This window comes from Mesorhizobium sp. M0563 (assembly GCF_040321065.1).
Taxonomy (GTDB): Bacteria; Pseudomonadota; Alphaproteobacteria; order Rhizobiales; family Rhizobiaceae; genus Mesorhizobium.
On sequence record NZ_JAMYQV010000002.1, the window covers coordinates 196,635 to 207,958 of the forward strand.

Below are 11,324 nucleotides of genomic sequence, written 5' to 3' on the forward strand. Positions count from 1 at the left end.
CGCGTTCTGGTCTGCGGTCCAAGTCGAGATGATCAGGCAGTCCTGTCGTGGCAGTCAGCCCGGAGGGACCGCTGCGTGACCCGTGCGAACTCTGTCAGCGCTGCAGGGATCGATCTTCGTCAGCCGCGATCTCGCCTCTACCACGCGCCGTTGCGCGGCCTGTATTCTTCTGCACATCGCGAGATTCTCGGCCAGCATTTCTTCAGTGCGTTGAAGCGCGAGCTCGGTCCGGTGAATGCGCTGCCTGGCGTTGGCAACTTCTGACGTCAAAATATCGGCCGCCATCCCGTGGCCGTGGGGTTCCATAGTGTCCATTGATTTCTAATACATGGGGGCCGATATCGTTCCCTGATTTCGGGCGAAACGGCGGGCCGCAGACGGGCGGCGACACATTTTGAATCATTACCGTTAGGAGCCCGGAAGAAGAAAGTAGACGACGAAGTGATTGTTCGCCTCATTGATAGGTTGTCCGTTTAGCCCGCACTAGGCTGTGTCAGAGCGGGGCGGTTAGAATGCCGGCGTGACAGGCCAGTGAAAAGGCCATTCTGATCAACGACAGTTTCGATTGTTCGTCAGGCCGAATTCGCACGAAAATGGACAAAAGTTGAAACCAGAACCCCCAGGCCATGGTCTATCAAAGACCGAGGCCAGTGTTAGCGGCAATCAATCTTCGACCATCTCAAAATTGGAGCCGGAGATGTTGCGAACTCGCCAGTTGTGGCCTGCATTAGCCAATTCTGTGTTTAGCCACTTGGCAGGAGGAAGCTCTAGTCCTGCCATCATACGAGAAGTTATGCCGTCGTGGCTTAGGACGTACAGTCCGGCAAATTGCCGGACGATTTCAACGCGATTGGCGATTAGGTCCTTTTGAGCAGCATCCTTATCAACGGCCTTCGTCGTCGCGCTCAATCTCTCTTCAACTTCGGCCTGCAGTTTCGCGGGCACAGTAAGAAGTTTCGACACAAAGAAAATCGCCGCCAGCACCGTTGTCATACCTACGGCCGCCACAAGCTTTACTAGCGCTCCGGACATATCGCCAAGGAAATACCAAGTGGCAAAAAACACAGCGAAAAGCGGAGCCAGAGTAACTAGAATGCGCTCCCAATTGTTCCATCTGACCGATGCGAGACTTTCCCGCCAGGCGCGCTTTGCAATGGTCTTCCAGTAGGTCTTGGTCATTGCCGGTTCATAGCAGAATCGAGTTTCCAATTCAAACTGAGGGCAGATAGGCGTTCAGCTTGGGAAGCTAGCCCTTTCGACCCGATTCCAAGGACTTGCCTGTAAAACAGGCGGAAAGTCGCTTGTATGATATCAACGGGTTACGGCGGGATTGTAAAACCGTCGCGGCATCAGCACCGGTACTTATCAGTCTCGGCGATGAAGCACGTGAACTCGCGCTCGACCTCGAAGGCCGCCTCGTCTCTTGTGGCGGCGGTTCCTCGTCTCTTGTGGCGGCGGTTCCTCGCTGCCCGCGGCGCTGGCGCGCCTCGTCGAGGCCCTTGCGCGTCAGGCGGCGCGCGACGCTTATGAGCGCCGCCAGGAGAACACCCATGAAACGAGCGGCACTCTATGCCCGCTATTCAAGCGACCTGCAGACCGACAGGTCGATTGAGGACCAGGTAGCGCTCTGCTCGGACTATGCCGCCAAGCAGCAGCTGACCGTCGCCACCGTCTTTCACGACCGCGCCCGCTCCGGCGCCTCGATCATGGGCCGCGACGGCGTGCTGTCGATGATGGACGCCGCGCGCGACGGCCTGTTCGACGTCCCCATCGTCGAGGCGCTTGACCGCCTGTCGCGCGACCAGGAAGACCTCGCCGGCATCTACAAGCGGCTCACCCATCTCGGCATCGAAATCCGCGCCGTGCATGACGGCCGGGCAGACATCGTGCAGATCGGCATCCGCGGCCTGGTCGGCGCGCTATATCTACAGGATCTTGCGCAGAAGGTGCGGCGCGGCATGGCCGGCGTGGTGCGCGACGGCCGCAGCGCCGGCGGCAAGGCCTATGGCTATGCGCCGGTGCCGGGAAAGCTTGGCGAACTGTCGATCTTGCCGGAAGAAGCGGCGATCGTGCTGCGCATCTTCGAGGAGTATGCGGCCGGCCGAACGCCGCGCGACATCGCCGGCGGGTTGAACGATGACAACATTGCCCCGCCGCGCGGTCGCTACTGGTCGGGTGGGACTATCAACGGCAACCCAAAGCGAGGCTACGGCATTCTGCAGAATGCCATCTATGACGGCCGCATCGTCTGGAACCGTGTCCACATGGTCAAGGATCCGGATAGCGGCCGGCGCCAGTCGCGCGTCAATCCGAAGTCCGAGTGGCAGGAGCATGCCGCCGAGCATCTGCGCATCGTGCCGGCCGAGCTGTTCGCCGCGGTCAACAACCGCAAGCCGCGCAATCGTTGCGAGACGCCGCAGCGCAAGAACACGCGGCTGCTTTCAGGTCTGCTTCGCTGTGGCGCCTGCGGCTCGGGCATGTCGGTGAAGGACAAGATGGGACGGCTGACCCGCATCGTCTGCACGCGCGCCAAGGAATCGCGCTCGTGCACCAACACGCGGCCCTATGCCGTCGATCATATCGAGGCGACGGTGCTGGACGGTTTGCGCGCCAGGCTGAACGACAAGGCGCTGATCGACCACTATGTCGCCGCCTACAATGATGAGCATCAAAAGCTCTATTCGGGGCAGGGCGCCTCGCGCGAAAAGGCAGCGCAACGGCTTGACGCTGCCAAGCGCGAATATGGCCGGGTGCTGAACGCCTACGTCAAAGGTATGATCTCCGAAGCCGAGGCCGAGCAGCGCCTGCCCGAGCTGCGCGCTGAGCGCCAGCGCCTCGAGGGCGAGCTCGCGGTGACGCCGCAGCCGCCCAAGGTCGTTACGCTGAAGCCGGCGCTGGTCACCCGCTATATCAGAGATCTCGAAGCGCTCGCCGCGGCGATCGGCGACAACGGTTTCGTCTCTGAAGAGGCCAAGAAGATCGTCCGCGACGTCGTGACCACAGTGACGGTCTACCCGCCAAAGGCGGGTGAGCAGCCGTCGATCCTGATCGATGGATATCTGTCCAACATGGTCGACCAGGGCCTGAGCCACCGCGTCTCCGTTCGGGGGGAGCGATGGTAGCGGGAGAGGGAAACGACGACCATCTCACTAGGCTACTGTTTTTGAACGACTATTAACGTTGCAAGGTACCATTGAGGTACCAGATATAAGTACCTGTAAGGTCGTTACGCAAGGAATTTTGTAAGTCGTTGAGACGGCGTTTAACTGGCCTGCAGGCGGGTCACTTGTACGATGCTATCACCAAGTCCGCCTGCTCCGTGGAGACCTTGCTTCGGAGTGCGCTAGGAAGTGCGGCACCTTTGGCTCTAAGTGCAACCGCCGATGACGCTGCTCATAGAGGGTCGCTTGCCCTGCAGTAGTGCCGTTACGGCTGCATTCTCTGCAATATACGTCGGGGGGCGGCGCGACCCCGCCCTACTTTGCTTCCTGTCGCCGCAGTCAGTTGTTCACCCCGGTCTTAATCGATACCGTACGTAAGTCTGGAGCAGAGGTAGCGCCGCTTAATGTCCGTTGAGCTAGAAAATGTCGTCGATAGTTTCTCACGTGCGGCATTTCATGGAAATGCGGCTTGGTTTGTAGGAGCAGGAACGTCTCGCGCCTCCAACCTATCGGGTTGGGTGGACCTGTTGAAACCACTTGGCAAAGAGCTTGGGGTCACAGTCACCGCTGATGATGACCTACCGGCGATTGCGCAATATTCCATCAACAAGACCAGCGGCAACAGAGGCCCGATTATACAGCACCTTCGGCAGTCGCTTGGCGGCGCTGCAAGACCGAACATCTATCATCACCAGATTGCACGCAGCAATGTAGGCACGATCTGGACAACTAACTATGACCAGCTCGTCGAGACAGCACTCGCGCAGGCAAGTCTTCGGTATCGAGTACGTGTTCGGGAAAGCGACATGGTTGAGCTCGCTGAGCCCGGCACGACTGATGTGATCAAACCTCACGGGTCTTTTGGCGTCTCGGACCCCGCAGAATTTGTCATCGCTTCAGAGGACTTTGAGGACTATGCCTATCGGCGTCCTGCGACAGTGGCACGCCTGCAATCCAATCTTCTGAGCAAGAGTTTCTTGTTTGTTGGGTATGGTTACGGCGATCCAAACATCCGAACGGTTCTTCTCGAAGCGCGCCGGCTTTCACAGCGTTCCAGTCACATGCATTTCATGCTAACAGCCGCACATGACGCAGCAGATCTAGAGAAGGCAGGTCGGCAAGAGCTTTGGAAAGCGGACTTGGCCCGCATTGGGATAAAGTGCGTGCTGCTGCCTGACTACGCTGCCATAGAGCAGGCTGTTGAGAGGATAGCGCGGCGTTCACGCGGACCGACGGTTTACGTGACAGGATCGCACACTAGCAGCAATCCACTCGCATCAGATGTCGGCAAGTTGCTAGCCGATCCGAGACAATCTCGCACAATCTTGCTTGATGGTCAGTCTGCAGGCATTAGCCGAGATTTGCTTTCTGCGTTTCAAACAGCTTGCGTGGATCAACAGGTCGATCTCAACGAGCGGCTGCGTTTCTTTCCAAACCCCTACTCGTCCAATCCAAAGTTTTCTAGTGATCCTCGCCTCCTACCACTCCTAAAGGAGTGGCGCAGCTCACTGCTTCGAAAGGCTCATTCGGTGTTAGCGTTTGACGGTGGCATGGGAACGAAGGCCGAAGTAGAGCTTGCTAAGGAGCTAGGCTGCTGCATTATCCCCATCCCTCTTTCTAACACTGGCTCAGCGCTTTCGCTTCTCGGTGATCCTCAGATCGCCGATGATCTCGAGAAACGCGCACCCGGCTATGTAGCCAAAGCGATGGCCTTGAACCTAAACGAGGCTGATGTGGTGAAATGCCTGCTCTCTGATATGCCACCATGGCCTCACTAGCCACAATTCCAGGGCCCAATGGCGCGGTCGTTGTTGGAGGTGCCGAGCCTGTCCGAGTTATGGCACTTGTGGGGACAACCAGCCGCCGGGATGAAGGGCTAGAGACCGAGAAGGTATCTCGCTTAGCTGCCCATTCGCATCGACCCGACGTGGTGGCCGATTTGAGCATCAGGTGGTCTCGTAAATCACTTTGGCGTCGAATTGTCGAGGCTGGCCTGCCTGCGGCCACGCTGCCGATTTATACAGCGCATTCTGAGAATGCGCGACTTGATCGACAGGCGTTGCTCGCCAGGGCTGTGGAGCAAGTGGAGGGTGGAGTTGGGATGATCACCATTCACCCAACAGCCACAAAGGCAATCGTTGCGGTCGCGCGGCAAGATCGCGGTTTGCCTTGGACATCACGAGGAGGGGGCCTCGTCATCCGGGACTTGCTCGCGGGAGCCTCGGAAGAAAACGCTTATCTTGCTATCCTTCCTGACTTGATATCGCTGGCAAAGCGAGTTGGCGTTGCGATAAGCATTGGCGCTACCTTTCGTTCAGCTACGGTTCTTGACGCAGATGATCGCGCTCAACGGATGGAGTTCCGCATGCAAGCTGAACTTGCGGCGGAATTGCTCGCGGAAGGTTGCTCGGTGATAATCGAGGGACCGGGGCATGCTGCCCCCCAGGCCATTAAGTCATTGGCCCGTCAAATGTTGCAGGCGGGATGTCCAGTGATGCCACTTGGCCCTATCCCGACTGATCTAGCCGTAGGCCATGATCATGTGTCCGCCGCAATCGGAGCTACTCTTCTGGGGCTGGAGGGGGCTGCTCACATTATTGCAGCTGTGACGCGAGAGGAGCACACGGGAGGAGTACCAACAATCGCGTCAACTCTCGAAGCCATAGATGCGGCGCGAGTAGCGGCTCACGTGATCAATTTGCAGCGGCTGGGAGCAAGACAGGACGAATTAGACGTCGCGCATTCTAGGTCGGAAAATCGGACATGTGTTGCCGGCCGAACCCGGCCCGGTTGCTCGCGATGCGGAAGTGCTTGTCCTTTGTAACGCTTAAAGGCGACGCCTGCTACATCAACGATATCCAGGAGGGCGCCTCGCCGTCGCGGATTTCCCTTGCAGCGATATGCCGAGCAGTATTTGACCCGTGGGCATATGCAAAGTGATTTGGGGTCGACGCACGGCGCTAAATGAGTGGGGGATGCCCGAACTGAAACAGTGTGCATGAACCCGCAACCTGAGCTCTTCAGGGCTTAGGTTTCATGTAAGAGCGACGAGTATTCACAATGGCGATGATGGTCTCTGACAGACGGTAGAACGTATAAAGACATTCAAGAAACATAAAAAACACAATCGTATAGATGGCTACAAAAAATATCTCAATAAGATTTTGACACCAATACGACATCGATGGGTGTGTTACATTAATTTGCCCCACTATGTCCCAAATCTTCTTGAGCCATGACGTAGACGAGAATTTTAGGCTAATTGATATTAGGATACACACATCAATGATGGACAGTGTAATGAAGTATGTGCACCGTGCTTGAAAATTATCGGCTAATTTTTCAAGCCGTTTCAGTTCCGCAATGTCTGTCTCGTCTCTCGGTTTGTCTAACCCAACGTCGGCTAAAGAATGGTCCGAAAAAAGCGCCGTAAATGTAAATCCGGTCAAAATTGTAAGCCCCGTAGTCATCATTCCATATATTTCATTCGAAGAGTTACTAGAAAATACCGCGATAAATATTGATGTGATAAAAAACGCCAAAAGCCTGATTGTATGACCTTCAATCTTGTCTGTCGCAGGATTAAGGTATGTATTGTAATTTGACCGTATGATATTTATCATTGGAAATTTTATGCTGTTAGTATAGGAGTTATTTTGTGCCTCATAATTCTAACCATCTCTGCCATAACCTGGCTTCTATTTGCGTTTCCGCTGGAATTTATCTCTGCCGTCAATGGGTATTTAGTGGCAAAACTATTGTCTCCGAGAAAGTATACCGTGCGCGTCCTGCCGTTCTCCCGAACAACCGCAGTGCATGCAATGATGTCATCATCATCCAGTTCCATCATGTCGCTATCGTTTACCAAGCTTGCGATAGATCGCTTACGATCGGCCAATGCCCCCTTGGCTTTGCGGGCCATTCTAACAACCTCTTCGCGAAATCCGTCGCCGTATTCGGCAGCTTTGATTGCGATCACGCCTGACCGACCGAACAGGCTTGGACGTTCTGGTCGATCGGAGGATTTCCTGAATGTGAGTTTGACCTCGACCGGCTCACCATTTCCAATTTCATCAGACACGTTTTTTATTGTTCGAGACGTCACGGTCTCGTTACACCTAAGCAGGTGAGTGAAGCAGGATCGTATGCCCTCATAGTCGCCGTATTGGCCATTGTAACTGACGCCGATAAGAATTTTCCCATCACGGAGACGCGTGACTAAATAGTGAAATTTCCGCAGGTTTAAACTATCAGCGGATATCACTCCAAGCTTATTGTTTCGATATTCTTGCCCGTAGTAGGCACCTTCGAATTCTCCAAAATGAATGTGACCATCAACGATCTCGTGATGCCTAAACGGCAGATCGTACCCAGATTTTATCTGGGCGACAACGGCATCATTGTTTTCGTCTAATGGAGCGGTGTTAGAGACCCTAGAAACAATACGCTGAAATTCTTGATCGCTGAACGGCCGCTCGATCGGATTGGCCAAATCGGCATCATTCCGTATAGTCTTGATAAGATAATGAAAAGAAGCGGTGATAAGGTGAGGTTTGTGATGCTTCGCCATGCTGCCCCAAAAAGCTGTACTTTTCTTTCTGTTGTGAAGCACGACGGGCCACCATACGTCAATGTGTTCTGCGTTTGAAAGCATTGGTACACTGTCCTGCAGGTGCTTTAGGGATTTTGAGGCCACGCAAAAGGGTGCGTCCTCTTCGGCCGATAACGCCTGAACGATCGGCGAGTTTTTCGAGTTCGTGTTTGAGCGAGATTAGGCGTGTCAGACACAAGCAAGAGGTGCGACAAACTTCGCCATGGCAAAAATTCGCGTCGTCGAGATTTCCCGTTTTCGGGCCATTAGGGAACTGAAGTGGTTACCTGCACAGGGGGTCAATTGCCTGATCGGGCCGGGTGACAGTGGCAAGTCTTCAATTTTGGAAGCAATAGATCTCTGCCTTGGCGCCAGACGCTCGGTGACGTTTTGCGATGCCGACTTTCATGCCCTAGATACATCCGAACCAATCACCGTTTCGCTGACTATCGGCGATCTGGACGACAGCACCAAGAGCCTCGACATTTACGGTCAGTTTTTAAGGGGGTTTAATAGTTCGACGGGTGAGGTGGAGGACGAGCCTGATAGCGGTCTGGAAACTGTGGTAACGCTTGTGATGACTGTTGGCGCGGACCTCGATCCGCAATGGGCGTTGCACTCAGATCGCTCCAGGGCCGCAGGTGCAACCCGAAATCTGACCTGGGGTGACCGGCAGAAGCTTGCACCGACGCGTATTGGCAACTATGGCGATTTGCATCTCGCATGGCGGCGAGGATCCGTTCTTCATCGCCTTGCGGACGAGACGATTGACGTCTCGGCGGCCTTGGCCACGGTCGCACGAGACACCCGTGCAGCGTTCGGTGATCAAGCGGATATCCAGCTTCGCAAAACACTCGATATCGTCCAGAGCGCCGCGACAGGGGTCGGCATAGACCTTGGTGCCGGGGCAAAAGCCTTGCTCGACCTTCAGGCAGTGTCATTTGTTGGCGGTTCAATTGCTCTCCATGACGGAGACGGAGTGCCTCTGTCAGGTCTTGGTATTGGTTCGACAAGACTGTTGGTCGTGGCGCTGCAGAGAGAAGTTGCATCGAAAACCGGGATCATTCTGCTCGACGAACTCGAGCATGGCCTTGAGCCACATCGTATCATTCGCTTGATCGGTCTGCTTGGTGCGAAAGACAGGCCCCCCAGACAGCAAGCTTTCGTAACAACCCACTCACCTGCGGCGCTAAAGGAGTTTGCCGGGGATCAACTTTTCGTAGTCAGGAAAACCGCGACTGGGCATTTTGTCACGAGCGTCGGCGTGTCTGATGACATGCAGGGAACCATTCGAAAGTATCCTGAGGCATTCCTCGCGCCATCCGTGCTGGTTTGCGAAGGAGCGAGCGAAGTCGGTTTCGTGAGAGGGCTTAGCCGATATCTTACGGACAAGGACTTGATGGGTGTCAGCGCCTATGGCGTGGCCTTGGTTGATGGAGGTGGTAGCTCTCCGGCTGAGTTGATCAAGCGTGCACTAGTTTTCCAAAGCCTAGGCTATCGGGCTGCAGTTTTCATGGACAGCGATGTTCTGGTCGAAGCGGCCTCGGAAGAGCCGTTCGTAAGCTCAGGCGGCTCCGTAATCCGTTGGGAGGGCGATCTCGCGCTTGAGGACGCGCTGTTTCGGCTCTTACCGGACGATACGGTGGAAGCACTGATTAATCGAGCGATTGAACTTCATGGAAAAGGGACGATCGACGCGAATATCACATCCAAATCTGGAGGGAAGGTAAGCCTTGCTCAAATCGAGGCCGAACGAGCGGCAGGCGCGTATTCGACAGCTACGCGAACACTTCTAGGTCAATCTGCAGGGACGGATGGAAAGAAAGCCAGAAAAGGCGGTTGGTTTAAATCCCTCGGATATATGGAAGAACTGACGTCCGACATTGTTCTGCCCTGTCATCACAATTGGAACGATCAATTTGGCAGAACGGTCAAAGCTCTATGGGAATGGGTCAAACGTGGCGGTTGAGATTGATCTACTGCCGCTTGCAAGTTCGACGATCACCGCACCAGCGGGCTGCGGCAAGACTGAGTTAATTGCGGATGCCTTAAGGCGCCATTCAGGCTTAAAGCCGATCCTTGTTCTGACACATACAAATGCGGGCGTGGCCGCTCTTCGGGGGCGCCTGGACCTAGCGCGCGTCCCCGCGTCAGCTTATCGGCTGTCGACGATTGACGGTTGGGCGATCCGTCTCGTTTCGTCCTTCCCTATGCGTAGCCAACTAGCCGCATCTGTTCTTGAGATTTCTTCACCTGGCGCCGATTATCCGGCGATCCGCGCCGCTGCGCACCGCCTTCTTGCTGGCAGTCACATTCGAGATGTTCTCACTGCGAGCTATGCCAAACTCATCGTTGACGAGTATCAGGATTGCACCCTTCAGCAACACGACCTGATCTGCCACGCGGCAGATTTGGTTCCCACCGTGCTGCTGGGCGATCCATTGCAGGCCATATTCGGTTGGAGAGGAAACGAGCCGCCTGATTGGCATGCCGTTTGCGCTCGCTTCCCGATCGCGGGGGAACTGAAGACGCCTTGGCGGTGGAAGAATGCCGGTACCGAAGATTTTGGACGGTGGCTACTTGAGGTTCGGACCGAACTTCAAACTGGCAACGCTTTTGATTTAGGGGCTGCTCCGAAGGAACTCCAATGGGTTCATCTTGATGGAGCCGACGACGAGGCAAAGCGACGCGAAGCAGCGCGAACACCCGCACCGGACGCACAGGCCAAAGTTATCATCTTGGGGGACAACCGCCCCGCAAATCATCAGCGCATCGCAAGCCAAACTCCTGGTGCAATCACCGTCGAAGCAGTCGACCTTCGAGATCTTGTTAGCTTCGCACGTCAGCTTGACTTTGAAACTCCAGACAATGCTCTCCAGCAAGTTCTCAAGTTCGCGAGCAGCTTGATGACGAACGTAGGCGAAACCGACATACTAAACCGTGTCGCCGTTTTGGCGCGCGGGACAGCGAGAACTGGACCCTCCGCTGTTGAGAGCGCGGCAATCGCATTTCAAGCTGCGCCTGACGCCAAAGGGGCTGCAAATCTGTTCTCCGCGATTAGCTCTGCGTCCGGCGTCAGGACATATCGTACGGGGGTTCTCCGTGCCGTCTTCCGGGCATTGAGCCAATGTGACGGCTCCCCTGGCAATACGTTCGCAGATGCTGCTGTGCGCGTCAGAGAACAAAACCGCCTCGTGGGACGCCCTTTGGCCAAGCGCTCTGTCGGCAGCACGCTGCTGTTGAAGGGCTTAGAAGCCGAGGTTGCGGTGGTTCTTTACGCCGACGATATGGACGCCCGAAATCTGTATGTCGCTATGACCAGAGGTTCTAAGAAGCTGGTCGTCTGCTCACGGTCGCCTTCTCTCCGGCCATCGAGTTAGAAAGTCTTTCAGAAGCTGGCCAGCAACCAAATGGGCAAGGTAAACGGGCCGATGAACCCGGGTTCACTGAATAAGCCGACTAACACGTGCCAGCCTGCAAGGTCGGACAGCCAAGCCCAGTCGCCCTGCTGATCCTTGATTGGCGAGGCTATCGATTTCCTGTTGTGATCTCGTCGAACCTGAGTAGTTTGC

General features: G+C 55.5%; 8 protein-coding genes. 6 read left to right on the top strand and 2 right to left on the bottom strand.

Annotation, left to right across the window (positions count from 1 at the left end; all coding sequences use genetic code 11):
* The first annotated feature begins 75 nt into the window (after positions 1-75).
* Positions 76-264 carry a hypothetical protein gene (locus NKI50_RS03580; protein ID WP_352482032.1) on the top strand — a complete coding sequence of 63 codons (189 nt, stop codon included), beginning with the start codon at positions 76-78 and terminating at the stop codon, positions 262-264.
* Between the two features lie 399 nt (positions 265-663).
* Here the strand turns inward: NKI50_RS03580 and NKI50_RS03585 are convergent, their stop codons facing one another.
* On the bottom strand, positions 664-1,179 hold the full coding sequence (locus NKI50_RS03585) for a hypothetical protein (protein WP_023719281.1): 516 nt from the start codon (positions 1,177-1,179) through the stop codon (positions 664-666).
* Between the two features lie 371 nt (positions 1,180-1,550).
* On the opposite strand from NKI50_RS03585, the gene NKI50_RS03590 reads away from it, so the two are divergent.
* The 3 genes from NKI50_RS03590 (at position 1,551) to NKI50_RS03600 (ending at position 5,985) form a co-directional block, all read left to right on the top strand.
* Positions 1,551-3,122: a recombinase family protein gene (locus tag NKI50_RS03590; RefSeq protein WP_352642751.1), complete on the top strand. Its 1,572-nt coding sequence runs from the start codon at positions 1,551-1,553 to the stop codon at positions 3,120-3,122.
* 443 nt (positions 3,123-3,565) lie between these two features.
* On the top strand, positions 3,566-4,939 hold the full coding sequence (locus tag NKI50_RS03595) for an SIR2 family protein (RefSeq protein WP_352715407.1): 1,374 nt from the start codon (positions 3,566-3,568) through the stop codon (positions 4,937-4,939).
* Positions 4,927-5,985: a phosphomethylpyrimidine synthase ThiC gene (locus NKI50_RS03600; RefSeq protein ID WP_352715410.1), complete on the top strand. Its 1,059-nt coding sequence runs from the start codon at positions 4,927-4,929 to the stop codon at positions 5,983-5,985. Before NKI50_RS03595 ends, NKI50_RS03600 begins: the two co-directional genes overlap by 13 nt.
* An 807-nt stretch (positions 5,986-6,792) precedes the next feature.
* Here the strand turns inward: NKI50_RS03600 and NKI50_RS03605 are convergent.
* Entirely contained in the window at positions 6,793-7,815 is a 1,023-nt protein-coding gene (locus NKI50_RS03605) for a hypothetical protein (RefSeq protein WP_352715412.1), read from the bottom strand.
* Between the two features lie 160 nt (positions 7,816-7,975).
* Here NKI50_RS03605 and NKI50_RS03610 point away from each other — a divergent pair, with 160 nt between their 5' ends.
* Both NKI50_RS03610 and NKI50_RS03615 read left to right on the top strand, forming a co-directional pair.
* Positions 7,976-9,721, top strand: coding sequence for an ATP-dependent nuclease (locus NKI50_RS03610; protein WP_352715415.1), 1,746 nt, complete (start codon positions 7,976-7,978; stop codon positions 9,719-9,721).
* Positions 9,672-11,132, top strand: a complete 1,461-nt coding sequence (locus tag NKI50_RS03615) for a UvrD-helicase domain-containing protein (protein ID WP_352715418.1) — start codon at positions 9,672-9,674, stop codon at positions 11,130-11,132. The genes NKI50_RS03610 and NKI50_RS03615 overlap by 50 nt, the downstream gene beginning before the upstream one ends.
* Positions 11,133-11,324 lie beyond the last annotated feature (192 nt).

Excerpts from the sequence above, each read along its gene's own strand:
- NKI50_RS03585 (WP_023719281.1), bottom strand. The coding sequence starts at position 1,179 with ATGACCAAGACCTACTGGAAGACCATTGCAAAGCGCGCCTGGCGGGAA.
- NKI50_RS03590 (WP_352642751.1), top strand. The coding sequence starts at position 1,551 with ATGAAACGAGCGGCACTCTATGCCCGCTATTCAAGCGACCTGCAGACC.
- NKI50_RS03595 (WP_352715407.1), top strand. The coding sequence starts at position 3,566 with ATGTCCGTTGAGCTAGAAAATGTCGTCGATAGTTTCTCACGTGCGGCA.
- NKI50_RS03600 (WP_352715410.1), top strand. The coding sequence starts at position 4,927 with ATGGCCTCACTAGCCACAATTCCAGGGCCCAATGGCGCGGTCGTTGTT.
- NKI50_RS03605 (WP_352715412.1), bottom strand. The coding sequence starts at position 7,815 with ATGCTTTCAAACGCAGAACACATTGACGTATGGTGGCCCGTCGTGCTT.
- NKI50_RS03610 (WP_352715415.1), top strand. The coding sequence starts at position 7,976 with ATGGCAAAAATTCGCGTCGTCGAGATTTCCCGTTTTCGGGCCATTAGG.